We start from the raw sequence: 24,387 nt of genomic DNA, 5'->3' as shown, positions 1-24,387 counted from the left end.
TTACCATTGTAACGTTGCGCCGTTTTTTCTTTTTATTCCCCTTATAGAAGAGATTTCATCTATTAATTGAAGAAGTGCTAAATCTTTTTGTTTGCTTTCAATCATAATATCGAAATTATGATCAATTTTTTTTGCAATGTGTAAAAAGGGTTTAATAAACTCTAAATCAATATAATCTGCGTGGGCCCTAAATTCTTTTTTTGATTTAGGAGAAGAGATATGAACTTTAGGAGGGACGTTTGTATGTGACCAAGTTTCAAAAATCGCAGGAAGTAACTCTTCTAGCGGTTCACCACAAAGATTTGCTATGTGATGATGATAATCGAATACGAAAGGGATGGTTTCTTTTTGACAAATAGCCAAAGTTTCAGAAGTGGTATACGTTTTATCATCATTTTCAAGAGTCATTTGTTTTTTTATATGTGAAGGAAGTTTTTTTATGTTTTCATGAAAACGTCCAATTGCACTTTCCTTATTTCCATACGCGCCGCCTACATGAATATTAATGTAGGAGGAATCTGCAATTCCTATAGCGTCTAATACGTTATAATGATAGATCATATCTGTAATTGCATTAGTTGTAATATGTGGTTTGTCGCTTGTAAATAGCGTAAATTGATTTGGATGGAAACTTACGCGCAAATTGTGTTCCTGAATTAATGCCCCTATTTTACGCCAAAGCGGTGCAAATGCTTGAAGATAATTAAATTCGACTTCGGGATGTGTTGCAAGCGGAACGATAGAAGATGATAAACGATATAATGGAATTTCATGTGCAATATTGTAATGAAGGATACGTATTGTATGTTCTAGATTTCGTAGTGTAACATTATATAATTTATCCTCACGCTCTTGTTTTTTGAGTTTTTTCCAGCTTGTAAATGTCATTGTTTTGGCAGGAGAACAGTCCCACAATGCCATAGCATGTGAGACATATCCAAATCGCATTATCATATGTGATGCACCTCTTTAGCTCTTGAAATTTTCCTATAAGAAGAAAGCGAGTATCGTTCCTATCCACTCTTTTCCCCGATCAATAATAGAGAGAGGGCTAACATCTTCAAAGGAGAGCAAGGAGGAGCTTTTCAAATCTTCCTCGAATTTGTTTTTTACTTCTTGTATGAAATGTTTATCATATAAAAGGCAGTTGATCTCATGGTTAACATATAAACTTCTCATATCAACATTAGCGGTTCCGATATCACAAATACAATCGTCTACTATAATAATCTTGGCATGAAAAAATCCTTGTTGAAATGCGTAAATATTACAACCGGCTTGTATTAACTTTCGGCAATATGGAAACTTTGCTTCTCGAACGAGGGCGTGATCAGCCTTTTGTGGAACGAGAATCGTTATTTGAACCCCACGTTTCCGTGCTTTTAATAAAGCGTTCATAATTTCTTTACCGGGAATGAAATACGGTGTACCGATAAAGAGCTCTTCTTTTGCACTTTCGATTAAATGTAAAAATGTATTTTGTAAATAGGCACCATCAGTCGGAATAAAGCGATGTAGAATAGTGCCACGTTGTTGTTCTGGAAAATAAAGAGATGAATCTAATAAATTTTGGTTCGTATCATCAAACCAGTCATGTAAAAACTGTTTTTGCAAATCTTGTATCCCTTCTCCTGTAAGACGTAAATGATAATCCCGCCATAACCCTAGCTTTTGATTGTGCCCTAAATATTCCTCGCCGATATTAAATCCACCAATATAACCAATCTTCCCGTCAATAATTGTAATTTTTCTATGATTTCTTTGGTTTGCAGAAAAGAAAAGAAAAGGAAATTTCACTTTGTGACAAAATGAAAAAGAGACACCATGTTTTTGTAGGGAGTACATCGCCTCTTTTGATAAAGAATGACTTCCAAACCGGTCGAGTAAAAGTCTTACTTCAACCCCCTCTTGTGCTTTATCGATAAGTAACTTTAAAAACTTACGACTTATTTCATCGTTTTTTACAATAAAAAATAAAACGTGCACATGGTGTTTGGCTTGTTTAATATCAGTAAATAGAGCATCATACAAATCTTTTCCATATGTATAAAGGTGAAAATCACTTTGACGCAAAGGGAATGAACGAGAACGTATACGCTTTAAATGAAGAATTCTCCCGTATGAAAGGTCAATTGTAATCCAAAGAGTGGCGCCTATTAACAAGAGAGATAAGAAGAACATGAGTAAATTCCCTCCTTCGCATTCTTTTCACCTTCAGTTTGTTACAAATTAAATTTTCACTTTATAGTTTCACCGAAATAAACAGCTTTATTAAAAAATGTGTTGTTGTATAACAAAAAACTGTTGACTGAATGCTCACTCATTATATAATGGTGGTAGGGGATATAATTCAGAAAATTATATATTTTCGAAGATTCTAAAAAGAAAGAGGGCTTACAAAGAGAGGGGTAGCATAAAAATGAATAGCTTACTAATTATTAATTGGCTGGCTGCCATTGCTGTTATTGCTTATGCGGGATATTTGTTTGTATATCTTATACGAACGAGGATGGCCTACATACAATTAGGAAAAAAGATAGAATTTGACCGTCGTTTTAAAGAGCGTTGGGATCTTCTTAAGGTCAATGTTTTCGGTCAGAAAAAGCTGTTGAAAGATAAAAAGAGCGGTATCATTCACGTTATGTTCTTTTACGGATTTATTCTTGTCCAATTTGGAGCAATCGACTTCGTTTGGAAAGGACTCGCACCAGGATCACATCTTCCACTTGGACCACTATACCCTGCATTTACATTCTTCCAGGAAATTGTCACACTCGTTATTTTAATTGCAGTCTTTTGGGCTTTTCATAGACGTTATGTTGAAAAGCTTGTTCGTTTAAAACGTAATTTCAAATCAGGCCTTGTCCTTATTTTTATCGGTGGTTTAATGCTTTCAGTGCTACTTGGTAACGGGATGGGAATTATATGGCACGGCGAGGAATTTTCATGGAGTGAACCAATCGCTTCTGTAATCGCTTACGTTTTCTCAGGAGTAAATGAAACCGTAGCCATTTCAGTATTTTATTTCTCTTGGTGGGTGCATTTACTAATTTTGTTAACGTTTTTAGTTTATGTACCGCAATCAAAACATGCGCATTTAATTGCTGGACCAGTCAACGTATTTTTTGGACGTCTTTCAAATCCAGGGAAACTTGAAAAAATCGATTTTGAAGATGAAACACAAGAAACGTTCGGTGTTGGTAAAATTGAAGACTTTAGACAAAATCAGCTCGTTGATTTATATGCTTGTGTAGAGTGTGGCCGTTGTACAAATATGTGTCCGGCAACAGGAACAGGAAAAATGTTATCACCGATGGATTTAATTTTAAAACTTCGTGATCATTTAACTGATAAAGGGGCAGCGGTAACATCAAAGGCACCGTGGGTTCCAGTTGTTGCTTTTAATAATACACAAGGCAATCAGTTGGCGATGATGGCAGCTGGAAAAGGACAACAAGAATCAGCGGCTACAGCGTTAGCTTACGATCCAAGTTTAATCGGAGACGTTATTACAGAAGAAGAGATTTGGGCATGTACAACGTGCCGTAACTGTGAGGACCAGTGCCCAGTTATGAATGAGCATGTTGACAAGATTATTGACTTACGCCGCTATCTCGTTTTAACAGAAGGAAAAATGGATGCAGAAGCGCAACGTGCAATGACAAACATTGAACGTCAAGGAAATCCATGGGGTCTAAATCGTAAAGAGCGTGAAACATGGCGCCAAGGTGATGATGAGGTGACCGTTCCAACTGTGAAGGAGAAATCAAAAGCTGGTGAGGAATTCGAATATTTATTCTGGGTTGGTTCGATGGGATCATATGATAATCGCAGTCAGAAAATTGCGATATCGTTTGCGAAGTTAATGAACGAGGCAGGCATCTCATTCGCGATTCTTGGTAATAAAGAAAAGAACTCTGGAGATACACCACGCCGCCTCGGAAATGAATTCGTATTCCAAGAGATGGCGACAAAAAATATTGAAGAATTTGAAAAAGCAGGAGTGAAGAAAATCGTTACGATTGACCCTCATGCTTATAACACCTTTAAAAATGAGTATCCGGACTTTGGCTTGCAAGCAGAAGTCTATCATCATACAGAATTGTTAGCTCAGTGGGTGAAAGAAGGGCGCTTAAAACCTGTTCACCCTATTGAAGAAACAGTTACGTACCATGATTCCTGTTACTTAGGAAGATACAACGAAGTATACGAAGCACCGCGTGATATTTTAAAAGCAATTCCAGGCGTTAACCTTGTGGAAATGGCACGTAATCGTGAAACGGGAATGTGCTGTGGTGCAGGTGGGGGGTTAATGTGGATGGAAGAAACGACAGGCTCTCGTATTAACGTTGCTCGTACAGAACAAGCGCTAGCTGCTAAACCATCAATTATCGGTACAGGATGTCCGTATTGCTTAACGATGATTAGTGATGGTACGAAAGCAAAAGAAGTGGAAGAGCAAGTTCAAACTCTTGATGTAACAGAGATTTTAGAACGCTCTGTTATTGGACAGAAGAAAGAAGCAATGTAGTTTGTAGGAATGCATACAACTTTAGAGAGAGGTGCAATAATTGCACCTCTTCTCAACGTAAGAATACCGAACGAGCGCTCAGCGCTAACAAATGAAATGGGGGAAATGGACATGAGTAAAACAGTTATTTTAAGTGCTGCAAGAACACCGGTTGGAAAATTTGGAGGAACTTTAAAAGACGTAAAAGCAACAGAACTTGGAGGAATCGCAATTAAGGCAGCGCTTGAAAGAGCAGATGTTTCCGCTAGCGATGTTGAAGAAGTTATATTCGGAACAGTTATCCAAGGAGGGCAAGGGCAAATTCCATCACGCCAAGCAGCGAGAGCAGCTGGAATCCCTTGGAAAGTGCAGACGGAAACAGTGAATAAAGTTTGTGCATCAGGGCTTCGCGCGGTTACTTTAGCAGATCAAATTATTCGTACTGGTGACCAATCGCTTATTGTAGCTGGTGGAATGGAATCGATGAGTAACAGTCCTTACATTTTACGAGGAGCAAGATGGGGATACAGAATGGGTCACAACGAAATTATCGATTTAAACGTTGCGGATGGTTTAACATGCGCATTTTCAGGTATACACATGGGTGTTTATGGCGGAGAAGTTGCAAAAGAAGACGGAATCTCTCGCGAAGCACAAGATGAATGGGCATATCGTAGCCATCAACGTGCGGTGTCAGCGCATAAGGAAGGTCGTTTTGAAGAGGAGATTGTACCAGTAACAATTCCGCAAAGAAAAGGCGATCCTATTGTCGTTGCTAAGGATGAAGCGCCACGTGAAGATACAACGATTGAAAAATTAGCGAAATTAAAACCAGTATTTGATAAGACGGCAACAGTAACAGCTGGTAATGCTCCAGGATTGAATGATGGCGGTGCTGCACTTGTATTAATGAGCGAGGACAGAGCGAAGCAAGAAGGAAGAAAGCCATTAGCGACAATTTTAGCGCATACGGCAATCGCGGTAGAATCGAAGGATTTCCCAAGAACGCCAGGTTATGCAATTAACGAATTGCTGAAAAAGACAGGTAAGACAATTGAAGAAATCGATTTATTTGAGATCAATGAAGCATTTGCAGCGGTAGCAATTGCGAGTACAGAAATTGCTGGGATTGACCCGGAGAAATTGAATGTAAACGGCGGCGCTGTAGCGATGGGACATCCAATTGGCGCGAGCGGAGCACGTATTATCGTTACTCTTATTCATGCTTTAAAACAACGCGGCGGCGGCATTGGAATCGCTTCGATTTGTAGCGGTGGTGGTCAGGGCGACGCAATTATGATTGAAGTTCATTAATCAAACGGTGCTGTAAGAGAACGGGTTCTTTAGTCATTAATGATTTGCTTTATTAAAAAGGAGGAAGAAAGAATGGACGTACAAAAAATAGTTGTAATTGGTGCAGGACAAATGGGTTCAGGTATCGCACAAGTGTGTGCAATGGCAGGCTATGACGTGAAAGTACAAGATTTAAAGCAAGAGCAGTTAGACCGAGGATTGGCTGTTATTACGAAAAATTTAGCTCGTCAAGTAGAAAAAGGTCGTATGAAGGAAGAAGAGAAAGAAGCTACATTAAATCGTCTTACATGGACACTCGATTTAAATAGTGTAAAAGAAGCTGATCTTGTTATTGAAGCAGCTGTTGAAAAAATGGATATTAAAAAGAAAATTTTTGCGAATCTAGATGAAATCGCCCCAAAACACGCAATTTTAGCGACGAACACATCATCTCTACCAATTACTGAAATTGCAGCGGTAACGAAACGCCCGGAGAAAGTAATCGGCATGCATTTCATGAATCCAGTTCCAGTTATGAAGCTCGTTGAAATTATTCGCGGTTTAGCAACAGATGATGCGGTATATGAAACGATTGAGGATATTACGAAAAAGATTGGGAAAGTTCCAGTTGAAGTAAATGATTTCCCGGGGTTTGTATCTAACCGTATTTTATTACCGATGATTAACGAAGCGATTTATACGTTATACGAAGGAGTAGCGACGAAAGAAGCGATTGATGAAGTAATGAAACTCGGTATGAATCATCCGATGGGACCTCTTACATTAGCTGATTTTATCGGTTTAGATACGTGTTTATACATTATGGAAGTGTTGCATGAAGGATTAGGAGATAGTAAGTATCGCCCATGTCCATTATTACGTAAGTATGTAAATGCAGGATGGTTAGGACGTAAAACGGGTCGTGGCTTCTACGTTTACGAGTAAATCCCTCCTTATTAATAAAGTAGTGGTCTTACCAAATAGTTAAAAAGATATATAGCAAATGGGGGCGAAGTACATGAATTTTCATTTTACTGAAGAGCAACAAATGATGAGGAAAATGGTTCGAGATTTTGCACAGAAGGAAATAGCGCCCTTTGTTCCTAGTATGGAACAAGGGGTATTCCCAAAAGAAGTTTTACAGAAAATGGGTGAACTTGGCTTAATGGGTATTCCGGCACCAGCGAAGTATGGTGGTGCAGAAATGGACTTTATTTCTTATATTTTAGCTATTGAAGAGCTTTCGAAAGTGAGTGCGACAATCGGTGTTATTTTAGCTGTACATACATCTGTTGGAACGAACCCGATTTTATATTTTGGAACAGAAGAGCAGAAGCAGAAATATGTTTCTAAGCTTGCGACTGGTGAATATTTAGGTGCCTTCGCCTTAACAGAGCCAAATGCCGGATCAGATGCAGGGAGTTTGAAGTCACGTGCTGTAAAGAAAGGCGACCACTACATCATTAATGGATCGAAAGTATTTATTACAAATGGTGGTGAAGCAAGTACATACATCGTCTTCGCATCTACAAATCCAGATGCAGGGAAAAGTGGTATTTCTGCATTTATTGTAGAGAAAGATACACCAGGTTTAATCATCGGAAAAGATGAGCATAAGATGGGGCTTCTTGGCTCTCGTACAGTGCAACTTACGTTCGAAGATATGAAAGTGCCAGCTGAGAATTTACTTGGTGAAGAAGGGCAAGGATTTAAGGTGGCAATGGCGAACTTAGATGTTGGACGAATTGGAATCGGAGCACAGGCATTAGGGATTGCGGAAGCAGCGCTCAAATGCGCAGTTGATTATGCAAAAGAGCGTGAGCAATTTGGAAAGCCAATTGCGGCGCAGCAAGGAATCGGCTTCAAACTTGCAGATATGGCAACAAGTGTAGAAGCAGCGCGACTACTCGTATATAGAGCGGCATCGCTTAGAGCGCAAGGGTTACCATGCGGTAAAGAAGCATCTATTGCGAAGTTATTCGCTTCTAAGACAGCTGTTGAAGTTGCGATTGAAGCAGTGCAAGTATTTGGTGGTTACGGTTATACGAAAGATTATCCAGTGGAGCGATTTTTCCGCGATGCAAAGATTACGCAAATATACGAAGGAACGAGTGAAATACAAAAGCTTGTAATTAGTCGAGCTTTATAAAAAGGGTAAGGGGGAGACTGGAATGCATTTTAAATTATCAGAAGAACATGAAATGATAAGAAAAATGGTTCGGGATTTTGCGAGAAATGAAGTAGCGCCGACAGCAGCTGAGCGTGATGAGGAAGAGAGATTTGATCGAGCTTTATTCGACCAAATGGCAGAGCTTGGTTTAACAGGTATTCCATGGCCTGAAGAGTATGGTGGGATTGGAAGCGATTACTTGGCGTATGTAATTGCCGTTGAAGAATTATCCCGCGTCTGTGCTTCTACAGGCGTAACGTTATCTGCGCATACTTCACTTGCTGGATGGCCGATTTTTAAATTTGGAACAGAAGAGCAGAAACAAAAGTTTTTACGCCCAATGGCTGAAGGAAAGAAAATTGGTGCATATGGTTTAACGGAGCCGAGCTCTGGATCAGATGCTGGCGGAATGAAGACGACTGCAAAACGAGATGGAGACCATTACATTTTAAATGGTTCGAAAATCTTTATTACAAATGGCGGCATTGCTGATATTTATGTTGTTTTTGCATTAACAGATCCTGAGTCAAAGCAGCGCGGCACGAGTGCATTTATTGTGGAGAGTGATACGCCAGGATTTTCGGTTGGGAAGAAGGAAAGTAAGTTAGGAATTCGCTCTTCGCCAACGACTGAAATTATGTTTGAAGACTGCCGTATTCCTGTAGAGAATTTACTAGGAGAAGAGGGCCAAGGATTTAAAGTTGCGATGCAAACGTTAGATGGCGGCCGTAACGGTATTGCGGCGCAAGCGGTCGGCATTGCACAAGGAGCTTTAGATGCTTCCGTAGAATATGCAAGAGAACGTCATCAGTTTGGGAAGCCGATTGCGGCGCAACAAGGGATTGGCTTTAAACTTGCGGATATGGCAACGGATGTAGAGGCGGCACGTCTTTTAACATATCAAGCGGCTTGGCTTGAGTCTGAAGGGCTTCCGTACGGGAAAGAATCAGCGATGTCAAAAGTATTCGCAGGTGATACAGCGATGAAGGTAACGACTGAAGCAGTACAAGTATTTGGTGGTTATGGATATACGAAAGATTATCCAGTAGAGCGTTATATGCGCGATGCAAAGATTACACAGATATATGAGGGAACACAAGAGATTCAAAGGCTTGTAATTTCTCGTATGTTAACGAAATAGGAACAAAAGCGTAGGTATTTTCCTACGCTTTTTCCTTCCAAAAATAATAGAGAGAGGTGAAGGGGATGGTTAAACATAATGTACATGCGTCAGTGAAAGATGAAAAATTAGTTGCGTTAAGGCGTGAACAAATGATTAAAGGTGCAGTGCAACTTTTTAAGCAAAAAGGATTCCCGCGTACAACAACGAGAGAAATTGCGAAAGCGGCTGGATTTAGTATTGGAACACTTTATGAATACATTCGCACAAAAGATGATGTATTATATTTAGTTTGTGATAGTATTTATGAACATGTAAAAGAACGTTTAGAGGAAGTAGTGTGTACAGAGAAGGGGAGTATAGAAAGTTTAAAGATAGCGATAACGAATTACTTTAAAGTGATGGACGAATTGCAAGAAGAAGTATTAATCATGTATCAAGAAGTACGTTTTTTACCGAAAGAATCACTCCCATATGTATTAGAGAAAGAGTTTCAAATGGTAGGGATGTTTGAGAATATTTTAGAACAATGTACGGAAAATGGAACGTTCATATTAAATAAAAAAGAAATACAGCTTCTTGCACATAATATTTTTATACAAGGACAGATGTGGGGATTTAGACGCTGGGCTTTACAAAAACTGTATACGCTCGAGGAATATACAGAAATGCAAATTAGGTATGTGTTGCAAGGGGCACATATGCTTCCGGAATAAGGAAGGGATAAATTATAATTTTATCACCATATAAAAGTTTCACGTTTTTTTTGTAGCATATTTGTGCGACTTTTGTTTATAATGAATAGTATGGATTTTTTTAAGCAGACCGTTATATATAAGGTTATATTTGAAGAAAGGAAGTGCCGCATAAGTGGATTTTAAGCAATATTCACCAGAAGAGCTAAAAGAATGTTCCATGATTGAAGTTGTACATAGTGTGTTAGGGGATAAAAGACAAGCAACGACATTCAACGAGTTGGTTCAAGAAATCGCTCAAGTGCTGGGACTATCTCAAGAGCAAGTTAATGCGAAACTCGCACAATTTTATACAGATTTAAACATCGATGGACGTTTCATTAATTTAGGAGAAAATCGTTGGGGGCTACGCAGCTGGTACCCATATGAGCAAATTGATGAAGAAATCTTACCTCAGCCAAAACCGAAGAAGAAACGTAAAGTTGAAGAGGACGGTTTTGACGACTACATCGAAGAAGATGAAGATGACTTCGACGATGCAGACGGAAATGCAGAAGAAGATGAAGATGATGTAGAAGATTTGGACAAGGTTCTTGAAGACGAAGACGCAGATGATGAAGATGATGATCTTGATGATTTAGAAGAAGATGAAGATGACTTCGCTGAAGAAGAACTTGAGTACGATGAAACTGAAGAAGAAGAAGAGGAAGAATTGTAGTTCTTGACTTTTCATTATCGTCCATGTAGAATCATTTTTGGGCTCTTTAAAAAAGGACGATAATACTTTTTAAGTGTAAATATAAAAGAAAATTGCTCCCTACTTATTACTTTATGTGATGAGGGGAGCAATTTTCTTTTTTGTTTTTTGTTTAGAAAATAAAAAGAGTCTAACAATAAGATAGATACAGTGTTATCTACATACGTTGCGCTTTGCAACGGTGATTATATAACAACAAGGTAGAAGGGAGTATTTTCATGACTAAGTATATTTTTGTAACAGGCGGTGTAGTATCGTCTTTAGGAAAAGGTATTACAGCAGCATCTCTTGGAAGACTTTTAAAAAATCGTGGTTTAAACGTAACTATTCAAAAGTTTGATCCATACATTAACGTAGACCCTGGGACTATGAGCCCATACCAACACGGTGAGGTATTCGTAACAGATGATGGTGCAGAAACGGACTTAGACCTTGGTCACTATGAGCGTTTTATCGACATCAACTTAAATAAATACAGCAACGTAACAACAGGTAAAATTTACTCTTCAGTTCTTCAAAAAGAGCGTCGTGGTGAATATTTAGGAGGAACAGTTCAAGTTATTCCTCACATTACTAACGAAATTAAAGAACGTGTATATCGTTCTGGTCGCGAAACAAACGCGGACGTTGTTATTACAGAAATCGGTGGAACTGTTGGTGATATCGAGTCTCTACCATTCCTAGAAGCAATCCGTCAAATTAAGAGCGACATCGGTCGTGACAACGTAATGTACATTCACTGTACGTTAATCCCGTACTTAAAAGCAGCGGGTGAAATGAAAACAAAACCAACGCAACATAGCGTTAAAGAGCTTCGCAGCTTAGGTATTCAACCAAACATTATCGTTGTTCGTACAGAACTACCTGTTTCTCAAGATATGAAAGACAAGCTTGCATTATTCTGTGACATCGATACAAAAGCAGTTATCGAAGCACGCGATGCAGATACTTTATATGCGGTTCCATTATCTCTTCAAGAACAAAACATGGACCAAATCGTTTGCGATCACTTAAAATTAGACAATCCAGCTGCAGATATGACAGAGTGGACTGCGCTAGTTAATAAAGTACGCAACCTTTCTAAGAAAACAAAAATTGCTCTTGTTGGTAAATACGTAGAGCTTCAAGATGCATACATTTCTGTTGTAGAAGCACTTCGTCATGCGGGCTACTCATTCGACACAGATGTAGAAGTGAAATGGGTAAATGCTGAGCACGTAACAGCAGAAAACGTAAAAGAATTAGTTGGTGATACAGATGGTATCCTTGTACCAGGTGGCTTCGGCGATCGCGGTGTAGAAGGTAAAATCGTTGCAATTCAATATGCTCGTGAAAACAAGGTTCCATTCTTAGGAATTTGCTTAGGTATGCAACTTGCATCAATCGAATTCGCACGTAACGTATTAGGATTAGAAGGAGCTAATTCTTCTGAAATTAATCCTGACACACCTTATGCAATCATCGACTTATTACCAGAACAAAAAGATGTAGAAGACTTAGGTGGTACACTTCGTCTTGGTCTATACCCATGTAAGCTTGCTGAAGAAACAAATGCTTACAATGCTTACAATGAGCCGGTTGTATATGAGCGTCATCGTCATCGTTATGAGTTCAACAATCAATTCCGTCCGGATATGGAAAAAGCAGGATTTGTATTCTCTGGTACAAGCCCAGACGGTCGTCTAGTTGAAATCATTGAGTTAAAAGACCACCCTTGGTTCGTGGCGGCACAGTTCCACCCAGAACTTGTATCTCGTCCAAACCGTCCACAACCATTGTTCCATGATTTCGTAAGAGCATCTATTACGAATAAAGAGAGCAAGTAATAAAAAAAGCGCCTGAAATAGGGCGCTTTTTTTAATATTCATTTAACATTTCATCAATTGTAAACTTCAATCCGTGATAAGCAAATAAAGCTACAATTAAACTTGGGAATCCGTAGCGGTTACCTTCATCGTCTGGAATAAGACCTTTTAACAGTTTTGTATCAATATGTACATCTGTATATTGTTCCAGTGATTCCGTACCTTCTTGAATAGCAGAGATTCCAACGATAGATTGACCTTCTTCTTGAAGATTTTTCGCGATTTTTACAATTTCTTCGTCAGTTGAAAAGCGGCTAATAAGAAGTACACGGTCCGCTGAAGTCACTGTTTCCAGCTCTCCGTTTTCTATTAAACGTTTTGCTTGTTTCATTGGTTCAGCACCGAACAACGCCTCTGAAATAATGCCCTCCATTTCGTTTGTACCATGCAAGTAAATAAAGCCATCGCCAACTAATGCTTGAGCGAGTAGACGGGCGCTATCTTCTAAGCTCATTTCTTCTTTTTGAGAAATTCTAGAGAAATATCCACTTAATTGAGTTGAGAAAATTTTTAACATGTTGTTGCTCCTTTCTTTCGTGTTAGCCGGTTCCCATTATAGCTTATTTTTTTTAGAAAGGGGAAATCGTAGGGTGGCATAACAAAATGGGAAACGGTAAAATAAGAAAGAATAGGAAGGAATTTGGCAAAGAATAGCGAAAATAAATCGATAAGATATAAGAAGCTTTAAATCTTGTATTTACACAGAAAGGTTGGGAGTTATGGAAGGGAAAATTTTAATCGTTGATGATCAATATGGCATTCGTGTGTTATTACATGAAGTGTTCCAAAAAGAAGGTTATCAGACGTTCCAAGCAGCGAATGGATTTCAAGCTTTAGATATCGTGAAAAAGGATAATCCAGATTTAGTAGTGTTAGATATGAAAATTCCAGGTATGGATGGTATAGAGATTTTAAAGCATGTAAAAGAAATTGATGAGAGTATTAAAGTAATTTTAATGACCGCTTATGGAGAGCTTGATATGATCCAAGAAGCAAAAGATTTAGGAGCTTTAATGCACTTCGCTAAACCATTTGATATTGATGAAATTCGTCAAGCGGTGAGAAATGAGCTCGCTGTAGAGGCTTAAAAATGAATTTTTTATAAAAAATATGGAAAAAAGCGTTTACATGGACTATTGAGCAGGTGAATACAGTTGAGTTTTTGAGTACAAGTTGTTATCCTATTGAGTGTAGAAAAAAGTCCGGTATGTAGATATACATATTTTACCTTATTCTGGTCATACTACCAGCGATAAGAACTTATCGGATACAAAAAACGTTTTTTAGGAGGATTCACCATGCCTTTAGTTTCTATGAAAGAAATGCTAAACAAAGCACTAGAAGGAAAATACGCAGTTGGTCAATTCAACATGAACAACTTAGAGTGGACTCAAGCTATCTTAGCTGCTGCGGAAGAAGAAAAATCTCCTGTAATCCTAGGTGTATCTGAGGGTGCAGCTCGTCATATGACTGGTTTCAAAACAGTTGTAGCTATGGTTAAAGCTTTAATCGAAGAAATGAACATCACTGTTCCTGTAGCGATTCACCTTGACCACGGTTCAAGCTTCGAAAAATGTAAAGAAGCAATCGATGCAGGTTTCACATCTGTAATGATCGACGCTTCTCACCACCCATTCGAAGAAAACGTTGAAACTACTAAAAAAGTAGTAGAATACGCACACGCTCGTAACGTATCTGTTGAAGCTGAGCTTGGAACAGTTGGCGGACAAGAAGACGACGTAATCGCTGAAGGTGTAATTTACGCTGATCCTGCAGAGTGTAAGCACCTTGTTGAAGCAACAGGTATCGATTGCCTAGCTCCAGCTTTAGGTTCTGTACATGGTCCTTACAAAGGTGAGCCTAACTTAGGATTCGCTGAAATGGAACAAGTTCGTGACTTCACTGGCGTACCTTTAGTATTACACGGTGGTACTGGTATCCCAACTGCTGATATCGTAAAAGCTATTTCTTTAGGTACTTCAAAAATCAACGTAAACACTGAGAACCAAATTGAGTTTACAAAAGCTGTTCGTGAAGTATTAAACAAAGACCAAGAAGTTTATGATCCTCGTAAATTTATTGGACCTGGCCGCGACGCTATCAAAGCAACTGTTGCTGGTAAAATGCGTGAGTTCGGTTCTAACGGTAAAGCGTAAGAATAAAATTCCGTTTTGGAAACCGTCTAGTCTTTTAGACGGTTTCCTTTCGTTGTATAATGAAAGCGTGAACAAGTCTAAAGATTTTATAAAGTGAATTTTTAGTCTGTAAATATAGAAAATAATGTGCATAGTCCTATTAATAAATGTGATAAGTATCTGAATGGATGAATTTGATTCGATGAATAGTTAATCTTCACCTATTTGTACTACAGGGGAGCTACAGGTGATGGTTTTCTACTTATTGAGTTTTAGGGTGGAAAGAGTGATTGAGATTCTTAAGGGGAATCTTCTACTTATTCTTATAAAGAAGTAGAAGGTAAATACATTCACAAGAAGGGAGCTCAATATGGAAAAATTGCTAATTGAAGGCGGAAGAGCTTTAAATGGAACAATTCGTGTGAGTGGTGCAAAGAACAGTGCTGTTGCACTAATTCCAGCGACGATTTTAGCGGATACTCCAGTAACTATTGGTGGCGTTCCTAATATTTCGGATGTGAAAATGTTAGGAGACTTACTAGAGGAAATTGGAGGGAAAGTAACATATGGGCAGGAGGAAGAGATGGTAGTAGATCCTTCTAACATGGTTGCGATGCCTTTACCAAATGGAAAAGTGAAAAAATTGCGCGCCTCGTATTACTTAATGGGGGCAATGCTTGGCCGTTTTAAAAAAGCTGTTATTGGGCTTCCTGGTGGATGTCATTTAGGGCCGCGACCGATTGATCAGCATATTAAAGGTTTTGAAGCATTAGGTGCACATGTTACCAATGAACAAGGTGCCATTTATTTAAGAGCAGATGAACTACGTGGAGCACGTATTTATTTAGATGTTGTTAGTGTAGGAGCGACGATTAATATTATGCTAGCGGCTGTACGAGCGAAAGGTAGAACTGTTATTGAAAATGCTGCGAAGGAACCAGAGATTATTGATGTAGCTACATTGTTAACAAGTATGGGCGCGCGCATTAAAGGCGCTGGTACAGATGTAATCCGAATTGATGGTGTAGATTCTTTACACGGTTGTCACCATACTATCATTCCAGATCGTATTGAAGCTGGTACGTATATGGTTTTAGGGGCAGCGTCAGGAGGAGAAGTAACAGTTGATAATGTTATTCCTCAGCATTTAGAATCAGTTACTGCGAAGCTAAGAGAAGCTGGTGTTCAAGTTGAAACGAATGATGACCAAATTACAGTGAACGGCAATAGAAGGTTAAAAGTAGTTGATGTAAAAACGCTGGTATATCCAGGGTTTCCAACAGATTTACAACAGCCGTTTACAACGCTTTTAACAAAAGCGCATGGAACAGGAGTTGTAACTGATACAATTTACGGCGCACGTTTCAAGCATATTGATGAACTGCGCCGTATGAACGCGCAAATTAAAGTAGAAGGCCGTTCGGCAATTGTGACTGGACCTGTTTTATTACAAGGTGCGAAGGTGAAAGCGAGTGACTTACGAGCTGGAGCATCCCTTGTTATTGCTGGTTTAATGGCAGATGGCATTACAGAAGTAACGGGACTTGAGCATATTGATCGAGGGTACGAAAATATAGTAGACAAGCTTAAAGGGCTTGGTGCAAACATTTGGCGAGAACAAATGACAAAGCAAGAAATTGAAGAAATGAAGAACGCTTAAAGTGATACTTCCGTTAATGGGGAGCGAAGAATCACTATTGGCGGAAGTATCACTTTATAGAAAAACACGGTTCACAAAATACGGCAGAAATATACAGACTTAAAGGAGAGGGATTATCGTGGAAAGAAGTTTATCTATGGAGTTAGTACGTGTAACAGAGGCTGCAGCATTATCATCAGCGCGTTGGATGGGACGCGGAAAAAAAGATGAAGCAGACGGTGCAGCGACATCAGCTATGCGTGATGTATTTGATACAGTTCCGATGAAAGGTACAGTTGTAATTGGCGAAGGTGAGATGGATGAAGCACCAATGCTATATATCGGAGAGAAATTAGGTACAGGGTATGGACCACGCGTAGACGTTGCGGTTGATCCTTTAGAAGGGACAAACATTGTAGCAGCGGGCGGATGGAATGCACTTGCTGTTATTGCAATTGCAGATCATGGTAATTTGTTACATGCTCCTGACATGTACATGGATAAAATCGCGGTTGGCCCAGAAGCAGTTGGGGCGGTTGATATCGACGCACCTATTATCGACAACTTACGTGCCGTTGCGAAAGCGAAAAATAAAGATATTGAAGATGTTGTAGCAACGGTTTTAAACCGTCCACGTCATCAAGCAATTATCGAAGAAATTCGTAAAGCTGGTGCTCGTATTAAATTAATCAACGATGGAGATGTAGCTGGAGCGATCAATACAGCATTTGACCGTACAGGTGTAGATATTCTATTCGGTTCTGGTGGAGCACCTGAAGGTGTATTAGCTGCAGTTGCATTAAAATGCTTAGGTGGAGAAATTCATGGAAAGCTCTTACCACAAAACGAAGCTGAATTAGCGCGTTGTAAAAAAATGGGCATTGACGATATAAATCGCATCCTTCGTATGGAAGACTTAGTAAAAGGCGACGATGCAATCTTTGCAGCAACAGGTGTAACAGACGGAGAACTATTACGCGGCGTTCAATTTAAAGGTAGCGTCGGAACAACACAATCTCTTGTTATGCGTGCAAAATCAGGCACAGTACGCTTCGTAGACGGACGCCATAGCTTAAATAAAAAACCGAACCTGGTTATTAAATAAAAAGCGTAAGTAGCTCGTTCAGAATGGGAGGGGATGGAGCTTCTGACGTAGAGGTGCTTTTTGCCTCGTAGGAAGACGCGAAGCCACCGACCATTCTAGCTGCTGAAGCTGGATTAAATAAAAAGTGTAAGCGACTCGCTCAGCATCGCAGGACATTGGAGCTCTCGACCAAGAAGCGCCTTTTGCTTCGAACGAGAGAGCGAAATGGCCGGAGATTGTAGCCGTTGAAACTGGATTAAATAAAGGCAGAAATGGCTTATCTATCCTTCCTTAAGATAAGATGAGTAGAAAAAAGAAAGAAATATAAAAAGCGAAGACAAATTTTCTTGTCTTCGCTTCTTGTATTTGTGTTTCAACGTATTGATTAAAACTAGATAAAAGGGTTACAATAGTGAATATTACCCTACTTGAACTTATTGCCTTTCATTATTATTTATTTGCCTTCCGTATTTTTTCCCTTTACCCATGTGAAAAGAGAATAACGTTAAAGTGTGGTGTCTGAATGAATTTGTCAATTGCAGCATTAGAAAACATGAAATTAAAAGAGTTATACGAGCTTGCGAAAGAATTTAAGATTTCGTATTATAGCAAGTTAACGAAAAAAGAGCTAATCTTCGCTATCTTAAAAGCTCGAGCAGAAAAAGAAGGTTTCTTTTTCATGGAAGGCGTATTAGAAATTATTCAATCAGAAGGATTTGGATTTTTACGTCCTATCAACTATTCTCCAAGCTCAGAAGATATTTATATCTCAGCTTCGCAAATTCGTCGTTTCGATTTACGTAATGGAGATAAGGTTTCTGGTAAAGTACGACCTCCGAAAGAAAATGAACGCTATTTTGGATTATTACAAGTTGAAGCTGTAAACGGAGATGATCCAGAATCAGCAAAAGAGCGTGTACATTTCCCTGCATTAACACCGTTATACCCAGATCGTCAAATGAAATTGGAAACGGAAACGAAAAAGTTACCGACACGCATCATGGATTTAATCGCACCAGTTGGATTTGGACAACGTGGTTTAATTGTCGCGCCTCCAAAGGCTGGTAAAACAAGTCTGTTAAAAGAAATTGCACATAGTGTTACAACAAACCATCCGGAAGCAGAATTAATTGTACTTTTAATTGATGAGCGTCCAGAGGAAGTAACAGATATTGAACGTTCTGTTAAAGGTGATGTTGTAAGCTCTACTTTCGATGAAGTACCAGAAAATCATATTAAAGTAGCTGAGCTTGTATTAGAGCGTGCAATGCGTCTTGTAGAGCATAAAAAAGACGTTGTCATTTTAATGGATAGTATTACCCGTTTAGCGCGTGCTTACAACCTTGTTATTCCGCCAAGTGGTAGAACTCTATCAGGTGGTATTGATCCAGCTGCTTTTCATAGACCGAAGCGTTTCTTCGGAGCGGCACGTAATATTGAAGAGGGCGGTAGCTTAACGATTTTAGCAACAGCGCTTGTTGATACAGGATCCCGTATGGATGATGTAATTTATGAGGAGTTTAAAGGAACTGGAAATATGGAACTTCACTTAGATCGCTCATTAGCTGAGCGTCGTATCTTCCCGGCGATTGATATTCGTCGCTCTGGTACGCGTAAAGAAGACCTATTAATTCCGAAAGAACATTTAGACAAGCTGTGGGGTATTCGTAAAACAATGCGTGATACACCAGACTTTGTTGAAAGTTTCTTACGTAAACTTCGTCAAACAAAGACAAATGAAGAATTTTTACAAAACATTGTTGCAGACTCAAAAAGATATGTAACAACTAAGTAAAGGGAAAAGATTGGGACTCGCTTATGTCGTAGTAAGCGAGTTTTTTATGTTTTTAAGGGAATGTTAGAGAGAGTAATATATGGAAATAATTTCGTTTTTTGAGATGAAACTCATATTTGGGGCGAAAGAACCTTAGCTAGTCAGAGCTGAACGAGCCACCTCCACTTTTAGGTGTTATCCAGCTCCAGCGGCTAGAATCCCCGGCCATTTCGCTCTCTCACTCGAAGCAAAAAGCGCTTCAAGGTCGAGAGCTCCAATGTCCTGCGATTCTGGACGAGCCGCTTCCGCTTTTAATTTTAAAAAGACAAAAACAGGTAGTTGCAAAATGGAGTTAGCCTTGTTATAATTTCATCATATGTGTTTCATCAATATAGTTGTGTAAGCAGCTGAAGATGAAAAACTCTGTTTCGAAAATGATTCAGGGCGGAAGGAGATGAAAAGAATGAAAGCAGGAATCCATCCAAATTACAATAAAGTTGTATTTATGGACACGAACACAGGCTTCAAATTCTTAAGCGGGTCTACTAAAGGCTCTAGCGAAACTGTTGAGTGGGAAGATGGTAACACTTATCCATTACTAAAAATTGAGATCAGTTCTGATTCTCACCCATTCTACACTGGACGTCAGAAGTTTGCTACTGCAGACGGACGTGTTGACCGCTTCAATAAGAAATACGGTATTAAGTAATAAAGAACATAAAACAGGCAAGTGTATGTATTCGCTTGTCTGTTTTTTTTGCGAAAATATTAAACCTTTACCCTACTTTGGATTAGGAAAGTAGATGAAAGGAGAGCTCAATGTACTTAATGAATCAAAATGGTTGGATTGAAGTGATTTGCGGGAGTATGTTTTCTGGAAAATCAGAAGAGCTCATCCGCCGTGTGCGCCGTACACAATTTGCGAAACAACATGCAATTGTATTTAAACCATGTATTGATAATCGTTATAGTGAAGAAGATGTTGTATCACATAATGGATTAAAGGTTAAAGCAGTTCCTGTTTCAGCTTCAAAAGATATATTTAATCATGTAACAGAAGAAATGGATGTTATTGCAATCGATGAGGTGCAATTTTTTGATGGGGACATTGTGGAAGTGGTGCAAATATTGGCAAATCGTGGCTATCGTGTCATTGTAGCCGGATTAGACCAAGATTTCCGTGGTCTACCATTTGGACAAGTTCCTCAGCTGATGGCGATTGCTGAACATGTAACTAAATTGCAGGCAGTTTGTTCTGAATGCGGATCTCCAGCAAGTCGTACGCAACGTTTAATTGATGGAGAACCAGCGGCATTTGATGATCCGATCATTTTAGTTGGGGCTTCAGAATCGTATGAACCACGTTGTCGTCATTGTCATGCAGTACCTACAAAACAAAGATAAATGAAACTCGCTATGTAGAGCGGGTTTTTTTCGAAAATAGATGAAGATTGGTGGCTAGCTCTTCGCATCTAAGAACCTTCCGCCCGAAAGGTAAAAAGCACCTTTAGGGCGAAAGAGCCTTAGCTGGTCAGAGCTGAACAAGCCACCTGCACTTTTAAATATAATTTGCGTTTTTTTGATTAAGTACCATATACTATTTGTATTAGATACTAGGATGTAGAGGTGAATGGTGTGTTAGATCGTTTGCAAGCTGTAGAAGATCGTTATGAGAAGTTAAATGAATTGTTAAGTGACCCAGAGGTTATTAGCGATACAAATAAGCTTCGTGAGTATTCAAAGGAACAATCTGATATGCAGGAAACGGTAGAGGTGTACCGTGAGTATAAAGATGTTCGTGAGCAATTAAGAGATGCAAAAGCAATGTTAGAAGATAAGTTAGACGCTGATATGCGTGATATGGTAAAAGAAGAGGTTTCTGAATTAGAGGGACAAGAGAAAACATTATCAGAACGTCTGAAAATTTTACTTGTTCCAAAAGACCCTAATGATGATAAAAACGTTATCGTTGAGGTTCGTGGTGCTGCTGGTGGTGACGAGGCAGCTTTATTTGCTGGTGATTTATATCGTATGTATAGTCGTTATGCTGAGGTGCAAGGTTGGAAAACTGAAATTATCGAAGCGAGCTATACAGAGTTAGGTGGATATAAAGAGATTATCTTTATGATTAACGGTAAAGGTGCTTTCGCGAAGCTGAAATTCGAGAATGGTGCTCACCGTGTACAACGTGTTCCTGAAACGGAATCTGGTGGGCGTATTCATACGTCTACAGCAACGGTAGCTGTGTTACCAGAGGCGGAAGAAGTAGAAATTAATATTCATGAAAAAGATGTTCGTGTTGATACGTTCGCTTCTAGTGGTCCTGGTGGACAAAGTGTTAATACAACGATGTCAGCGGTACGTTTAACGCATTTACCGACGGGTGTAGTTGTATCTTGTCAGGATGAGAAATCACAAATTAAGAATAAAGAAAAAGCGATGAAAGTATTACGCGCACGTGTTTATGATAAGTTTAGACAAGAAGCGCAAGCTGAGTATGATCAAAACCGTAAACAAGCTGTTGGTACGGGAGATCGTTCAGAGCGTATTCGTACGTATAACTTCCCGCAAAACCGTGTTACAGACCATCGAATCGGTTTAACGATTCAAAAGCTAGATCAAATTCTACAAGGTAAGTTAGATGATTTCATCAATGCCTTAGTGATGGAAGATCAGGCGCAAAAGATGGAGGCAGCTGAGTAATGCGTGTCTATGAAGCCCTGAAATGGGCTTCTTCTTTTTTACAGGAAAATGGACGAGATGAAAATGCGGGAGAAATTGTCCTTTGTCATGTATTAAAGACGAACAGAACAGGATTGCTCATGAATATGCGTGAAGAAATAACTGCGGAACAAGAGACAAGTTTTGCGAAATTTATCCACAAGCATGTAGAAGGTATTCCAATTCAATATATGATCGGTTATGAAATGTTTTATGGTAGATCATTCTTTGTAAATGAAGAGGTATTGATACCAAGACCAGAAACAGAGGAACTTATAGTTGGAGTGCTAGAGAGAATTGAGCGTCATTTTGGTAATGAGGAGCTTCACGTAGCAGATATCGGAACAGGTAGTGGAGCGATTTCTATTACGCTCGCTTTAGAAAATAAAAATCTTCATGTGTATACGGTAGATATTGCACAGGAGTCGATTGAAGTTGCAAAAGAAAATGCAAAAACTTTAGGAGCAGAAGTAACTTTCTATCACGGTGATTTACTATCGCCATTTTATGAAACAGATCAGAAGTTAGATGTCGTTGTTTCTAATCCTCCTTACATACCAGAGGAAGATTGGCGTGGCCTTTCTACTGTTGTGAAGGACCATGAGCCGAAGCGTGCGCTTGTTGGCGGCGAAGATGGACTGGATTTCTATCGTCGTTTTATGGAGGAATTGCCGAACGTATTACAGAAAAAAGCGATTGTGGCCTTTGAAATTGGTGTAGGACAAGGTGAAGATGTAAAGATGTTATTACAGCAAACTTTCCCACACGCTCAAGTTGAAGTTGTATTTGATATCAATGGAAAAGATCGCATGGTATTTGCAGAAATAGAGTAAGGCATAAGCCTTACTCTATTTTTTGTATAAAAAAATCGGAACTACTCAGCCATACATTTCATTCAGAAGTTTGGTAAGGAGTATTATTCCAGCGAAAATACGCCCCTTATTACCTATAGAAAGTTATTTTCATGTTTCAGCATATAGATTGCTGCCATGAAGATAAAAATGGACCTACACCTTGCTTGCTACCTTTCTTTGTTTTAAAACTTTGCGCGTGTGGCAGGGAAAGGCCCTGGCCGCTCCTATACATAGCCAGTCCCTCTCGAACATTTAAAAAAATGCTTTTCTGTCGGTTTTTCATAGAGTGGCTGAGTAGTTACAAAAATTCATATAGATTTTGAATTTAATAGTTTAGAAAGATGAAAGTCTGTCCACACTGTTTCTAGAGGGGACGGTGGAGGAAATGAAAAAACAAGTTATTGCTTATTTTCTTTTATTACTAATTGGTGCACAGTTACTTGTGCAGTTTGGATATATGAAAGCTGATGCAAAAGGGCCTGCTGTTATTCCGAAAGAGGCCGTTCGATTACGTATTTTAGCTAATAGTGATTCAGATAAAGATCAGGCGTTAAAACGTAAAGTACGTGATGAAGTAAAAGCGCAAATTGATGGATGGGTAGCAGATTTAACGTCATTTGAAGAGGCTCGAAAAGTAATTCAAAGCCATATTCCAGAAATTGAAAAGACAGTGGCGAATACGCTGAAAAGGGAAGGAAGTAAAGAGGCATTTCAAGTGAAATTCGATAAGAATGTGAAGTTTCCTACAAAGGTATATGGGAATTTTATTTATCCAGCAGGAGAATATGAAGCGGTGCTTATTACAATTGGAAAAGGTGAAGGTGCAAACTGGTGGTGTGTGCTATTTCCTCCAATGTGTTTCTTAGATTTTTCGAGTGGTACAGCTGTAAGGAAAGAAGAACATGTTGTGAAAGCTGAATCTCCTGAAGAGAAGCAGGTGAAACAACCGGAAGAGGATGAAGCAGAAGCTCCAAAGAAAAAAGAGGCTGAAATAAAAGAAACGAAAGTAGTAAAACAAGAGGTAACGAAAAAAGTAACAGCCCAAGAAAAGAAAGTTGTAAAAAATGAAACGCAAGTAGAAGAACAGCCTGTAAGTAAAGAAGAAACAAAAACTGTGGAAAAAGTGGAGAAAAAACAAGAAAAACAAAATGAGTATGTAAAAGTAGAAGAGGAAGCAGAAAAACCAAAGGTGAAATTATTTATTGTAGAAGCTTTCACATCTTTATTCTCTAAATAATAATATTTCTAAATCCCTTCGCATATATAAACATGAGGAGGGATGTATTATGAAGAAGGTGTATTTTGCTACAAAAGCAGATGTGGAAAGCTTGCATTCTTTTTTCGGACAAGCTAATAAAAAAGATGATAAAATAAATGAGTTGTACGCACAATTTATGATTTTAGAAGAGGCGGGAGAAATACGAGCTGTAATTGGGTATGAACAAAGCGAGGGAAATGTGCTTATTCGTTCTTGTTTATTCACACCTAATGTGGATAAACAGACTTTCCTATATTTTTTTGAAATGTTTTTGCAGTATATGAAAGAAAAAAATATTCGACAATTGTACTTACTCACAAATCATCCACAATCTGTGACGATCTTTCAGTTTTTTGACTTTGTCACTATAGAGAAAGAGAAAGTACCAGAGGGGATTCGACAGTTAGAACACTTTTGTAAAAATATAAAAGAGCCGAATGCAATAATACTAAATTGTCAGCTATTCACAAAGTTATCCACGGATTAATTAGGTTTATCCACATTTTGTGGAT

Annotated in this window: 22 protein-coding genes; 19 read left to right on the top strand and 3 right to left on the bottom strand. The window is 38.9% G+C overall.

Annotated elements, in window-relative coordinates:
• Together uvsE and cls are read right to left on the bottom strand one after the other, a co-directional pair.
• Positions 1-954, bottom strand: a complete 954-nt coding sequence (gene uvsE / locus ACTFQM_RS21380; protein WP_440036165.1) for a UV DNA damage repair endonuclease UvsE — start codon at positions 952-954, stop codon at positions 1-3.
• 33 nt (positions 955-987) lie between these two features.
• Positions 988-2,181, bottom strand: a complete 1,194-nt coding sequence (gene cls / locus ACTFQM_RS21375; RefSeq protein WP_440036164.1) for a cardiolipin synthase — start codon at positions 2,179-2,181, stop codon at positions 988-990.
• A 238-nt stretch (positions 2,182-2,419) separates the two neighbouring features.
• On the opposite strand from cls, the gene ACTFQM_RS21370 reads away from it, so the two are divergent.
• From ACTFQM_RS21370 to pyrG, 8 genes are all read left to right on the top strand, one after another.
• Positions 2,420-4,531 (top strand): heterodisulfide reductase-related iron-sulfur binding cluster, encoded by a 2,112-nt coding sequence (locus tag ACTFQM_RS21370; protein WP_002174381.1) that lies wholly within the window; start codon positions 2,420-2,422, stop codon positions 4,529-4,531.
• Positions 4,532-4,540: 9 nt separating this feature from the next.
• Positions 4,541-5,824: an acetyl-CoA C-acetyltransferase gene (locus tag ACTFQM_RS21365; RefSeq protein ID WP_440036161.1), complete on the top strand. Its 1,284-nt coding sequence runs from the start codon at positions 4,541-4,543 to the stop codon at positions 5,822-5,824.
• A 72-nt stretch (positions 5,825-5,896) separates the two neighbouring features.
• Positions 5,897-6,748, top strand: coding sequence for a 3-hydroxybutyryl-CoA dehydrogenase (locus tag ACTFQM_RS21360; protein WP_440036159.1), 852 nt, complete (start codon positions 5,897-5,899; stop codon positions 6,746-6,748).
• Between the two features lie 73 nt (positions 6,749-6,821).
• Positions 6,822-7,952 (top strand): acyl-CoA dehydrogenase, encoded by a 1,131-nt coding sequence (locus ACTFQM_RS21355; RefSeq protein WP_440036158.1) that lies wholly within the window; start codon positions 6,822-6,824, stop codon positions 7,950-7,952.
• 22 nt (positions 7,953-7,974) lie between these two features.
• A complete protein-coding gene (gene acdA / locus ACTFQM_RS21350; RefSeq protein WP_002174376.1) occupies positions 7,975-9,114 on the top strand; it encodes an acyl-CoA dehydrogenase AcdA in 1,140 nt (379 codons plus the stop codon).
• Positions 9,115-9,179: 65 nt separating this feature from the next.
• Positions 9,180-9,809, top strand: a complete 630-nt coding sequence (locus ACTFQM_RS21345) for a TetR/AcrR family transcriptional regulator (protein WP_002174375.1) — start codon at positions 9,180-9,182, stop codon at positions 9,807-9,809.
• A gap of 154 nt (positions 9,810-9,963) precedes the next feature.
• On the top strand, positions 9,964-10,506 hold the full coding sequence (rpoE, locus tag ACTFQM_RS21340; RefSeq protein ID WP_071717966.1) for a DNA-directed RNA polymerase subunit delta: 543 nt from the start codon (positions 9,964-9,966) through the stop codon (positions 10,504-10,506).
• Between the two features lie 257 nt (positions 10,507-10,763).
• On the top strand, positions 10,764-12,371 hold the full coding sequence (gene pyrG, locus ACTFQM_RS21335; protein ID WP_002174373.1) for a CTP synthase: 1,608 nt from the start codon (positions 10,764-10,766) through the stop codon (positions 12,369-12,371).
• Positions 12,372-12,402: 31 nt separating this feature from the next.
• Here the strand turns inward: pyrG and ACTFQM_RS21330 are convergent, their stop codons facing one another.
• The gene (locus tag ACTFQM_RS21330; protein WP_440036156.1) at positions 12,403-12,927 is read right to left on the bottom strand and encodes a DUF2529 domain-containing protein; all 525 of its coding nucleotides are present in this window, start codon (positions 12,925-12,927) and stop codon (positions 12,403-12,405) included.
• 202 nt (positions 12,928-13,129) lie between these two features.
• On the opposite strand from ACTFQM_RS21330, the gene spo0F reads away from it, so the two are divergent.
• The 11 genes from spo0F (at position 13,130) to ACTFQM_RS21275 (ending at position 24,362) form a co-directional block, all read left to right on the top strand.
• Entirely contained in the window at positions 13,130-13,498 is a 369-nt protein-coding gene (gene spo0F, locus ACTFQM_RS21325) for a sporulation initiation phosphotransferase Spo0F (RefSeq protein ID WP_000398594.1), read from the top strand.
• Between the two features lie 210 nt (positions 13,499-13,708).
• Positions 13,709-14,566, top strand: a complete 858-nt coding sequence (locus ACTFQM_RS21320) for a class II fructose-bisphosphate aldolase (RefSeq protein ID WP_001131852.1) — start codon at positions 13,709-13,711, stop codon at positions 14,564-14,566.
• A gap of 349 nt (positions 14,567-14,915) precedes the next feature.
• Positions 14,916-16,205 carry a UDP-N-acetylglucosamine 1-carboxyvinyltransferase gene (gene murA, locus ACTFQM_RS21315; protein WP_002174370.1) on the top strand — a complete coding sequence of 430 codons (1,290 nt, stop codon included), beginning with the start codon at positions 14,916-14,918 and terminating at the stop codon, positions 16,203-16,205.
• Between the two features lie 118 nt (positions 16,206-16,323).
• The gene (gene glpX, locus ACTFQM_RS21310; RefSeq protein WP_025147040.1) at positions 16,324-17,289 is read left to right on the top strand and encodes a class II fructose-bisphosphatase; all 966 of its coding nucleotides are present in this window, start codon (positions 16,324-16,326) and stop codon (positions 17,287-17,289) included.
• Between the two features lie 502 nt (positions 17,290-17,791).
• Positions 17,792-19,063, top strand: a complete 1,272-nt coding sequence (gene rho, locus ACTFQM_RS21305; RefSeq protein ID WP_002174368.1) for a transcription termination factor Rho — start codon at positions 17,792-17,794, stop codon at positions 19,061-19,063.
• A 442-nt stretch (positions 19,064-19,505) separates the two neighbouring features.
• Positions 19,506-19,751 (top strand): type B 50S ribosomal protein L31, encoded by a 246-nt coding sequence (locus ACTFQM_RS21300; RefSeq protein WP_000643447.1) that lies wholly within the window; start codon positions 19,506-19,508, stop codon positions 19,749-19,751.
• Between the two features lie 110 nt (positions 19,752-19,861).
• Positions 19,862-20,446 (top strand): thymidine kinase, encoded by a 585-nt coding sequence (locus ACTFQM_RS21295; RefSeq protein WP_002174367.1) that lies wholly within the window; start codon positions 19,862-19,864, stop codon positions 20,444-20,446.
• A 231-nt stretch (positions 20,447-20,677) separates the two neighbouring features.
• Complete coding sequence (prfA, locus tag ACTFQM_RS21290) at positions 20,678-21,745, top strand: peptide chain release factor 1 (protein ID WP_002174366.1); 1,068 nt, start codon at positions 20,678-20,680, stop codon at positions 21,743-21,745.
• Entirely contained in the window at positions 21,745-22,596 is an 852-nt protein-coding gene (gene prmC, locus ACTFQM_RS21285; RefSeq protein WP_002174365.1) for a peptide chain release factor N(5)-glutamine methyltransferase, read from the top strand. Before prfA ends, prmC begins: the two co-directional genes overlap by 1 nt.
• Positions 22,597-23,002: 406 nt before the next feature.
• Positions 23,003-23,854 (top strand): stage II sporulation protein R, encoded by an 852-nt coding sequence (spoIIR, locus tag ACTFQM_RS21280; protein ID WP_440036155.1) that lies wholly within the window; start codon positions 23,003-23,005, stop codon positions 23,852-23,854.
• Between the two features lie 49 nt (positions 23,855-23,903).
• Positions 23,904-24,362, top strand: coding sequence for a hypothetical protein (locus tag ACTFQM_RS21275; RefSeq protein ID WP_002174363.1), 459 nt, complete (start codon positions 23,904-23,906; stop codon positions 24,360-24,362).
• Positions 24,363-24,387 lie beyond the last annotated feature (25 nt).

The organism is Bacillus cereus group sp. MYBK30-2 (genome assembly GCF_051915945.1).
GTDB classification, from domain to species: domain Bacteria; phylum Bacillota; class Bacilli; order Bacillales; family Bacillaceae_G; genus Bacillus_A; species Bacillus_A paramycoides.
Note: the sequence above shows the minus strand (reverse complement) of the source record. Positions and strands in the feature narration are given on the sequence as shown.

Coding starts and splice junctions, on each gene's coding strand:
- uvsE (WP_440036165.1), bottom strand. CDS start 954: ATGATAATGCGATTTGGATATGTCTCACATGCTATGGCATTGTGGGAC.
- cls (WP_440036164.1), bottom strand. CDS start 2,181: ATGTTCTTCTTATCTCTCTTGTTAATAGGCGCCACTCTTTGGATTACA.
- ACTFQM_RS21370 (WP_002174381.1), top strand. CDS start 2,420: ATGAATAGCTTACTAATTATTAATTGGCTGGCTGCCATTGCTGTTATT.
- ACTFQM_RS21365 (WP_440036161.1), top strand. CDS start 4,541: ATGCATACAACTTTAGAGAGAGGTGCAATAATTGCACCTCTTCTCAAC.
- ACTFQM_RS21360 (WP_440036159.1), top strand. CDS start 5,897: ATGGACGTACAAAAAATAGTTGTAATTGGTGCAGGACAAATGGGTTCA.
- ACTFQM_RS21355 (WP_440036158.1), top strand. CDS start 6,822: ATGAATTTTCATTTTACTGAAGAGCAACAAATGATGAGGAAAATGGTT.
- acdA (WP_002174376.1), top strand. CDS start 7,975: ATGCATTTTAAATTATCAGAAGAACATGAAATGATAAGAAAAATGGTT.
- ACTFQM_RS21345 (WP_002174375.1), top strand. CDS start 9,180: ATGGTTAAACATAATGTACATGCGTCAGTGAAAGATGAAAAATTAGTT.
- pyrG (WP_002174373.1), top strand. CDS start 10,764: ATGACTAAGTATATTTTTGTAACAGGCGGTGTAGTATCGTCTTTAGGA.
- ACTFQM_RS21330 (WP_440036156.1), bottom strand. CDS start 12,927: ATGTTAAAAATTTTCTCAACTCAATTAAGTGGATATTTCTCTAGAATT.
- spo0F (WP_000398594.1), top strand. CDS start 13,130: ATGGAAGGGAAAATTTTAATCGTTGATGATCAATATGGCATTCGTGTG.
- ACTFQM_RS21320 (WP_001131852.1), top strand. CDS start 13,709: ATGCCTTTAGTTTCTATGAAAGAAATGCTAAACAAAGCACTAGAAGGA.
- murA (WP_002174370.1), top strand. CDS start 14,916: ATGGAAAAATTGCTAATTGAAGGCGGAAGAGCTTTAAATGGAACAATT.
- rho (WP_002174368.1), top strand. CDS start 17,792: ATGAATTTGTCAATTGCAGCATTAGAAAACATGAAATTAAAAGAGTTA.
- ACTFQM_RS21300 (WP_000643447.1), top strand. CDS start 19,506: ATGAAAGCAGGAATCCATCCAAATTACAATAAAGTTGTATTTATGGAC.
- ACTFQM_RS21295 (WP_002174367.1), top strand. CDS start 19,862: ATGTACTTAATGAATCAAAATGGTTGGATTGAAGTGATTTGCGGGAGT.
- prmC (WP_002174365.1), top strand. CDS start 21,745: ATGCGTGTCTATGAAGCCCTGAAATGGGCTTCTTCTTTTTTACAGGAA.
- spoIIR (WP_440036155.1), top strand. CDS start 23,003: ATGAAAAAACAAGTTATTGCTTATTTTCTTTTATTACTAATTGGTGCA.
- ACTFQM_RS21275 (WP_002174363.1), top strand. CDS start 23,904: ATGAAGAAGGTGTATTTTGCTACAAAAGCAGATGTGGAAAGCTTGCAT.